Raw genomic sequence first — 303 nt, 5'->3', positions numbered from 1 at the left:
ACTCGTCCAGCCTCGTCGCCGTGTCGTCGTACCTCACCGTCGTCGACGCGCCGCAGGCCGTGCACCTCCACCGCTGGGACCCCGATGAGGTCCTGCCGTTGCGCTTGGTCCGACCGCCGCAGTAGGGGCAATAAACGGCCTTCATGGGCACCTCTTCCGAAAGGGTATTTAACGGTTCCGGAAAAGGTTATCTACCTGCGGTAACGATAGGCAACCGGACACACATTCTGTCCGAGCGGTTAAAAGCGGGCACGGAATTTAAACGGCTGAAAAAGGGGCATCGACCTGCGCCGATGCCCCCAA

1 protein-coding gene is annotated in these 303 nt (G+C 60.4%); it reads right to left on the bottom strand.

The features are described 5' to 3' along the window. A partial coding sequence (locus tag ACQRAP_RS08725) for a transposase-like zinc-binding domain-containing protein (protein ID WP_427795407.1) occupies positions 1-145 on the bottom strand: 145 nt, incomplete at its 3' end. Positions 146-303: the final 158 nt, after the last annotated feature.

The organism is Collinsella sp. SGI.180 (genome assembly GCF_050313455.1).
In the GTDB taxonomy this organism is placed as follows: Bacteria; Actinomycetota; Coriobacteriia; order Coriobacteriales; family Coriobacteriaceae; genus Collinsella.
This window is presented reverse-complemented; position numbering and strand designations above follow the sequence as displayed.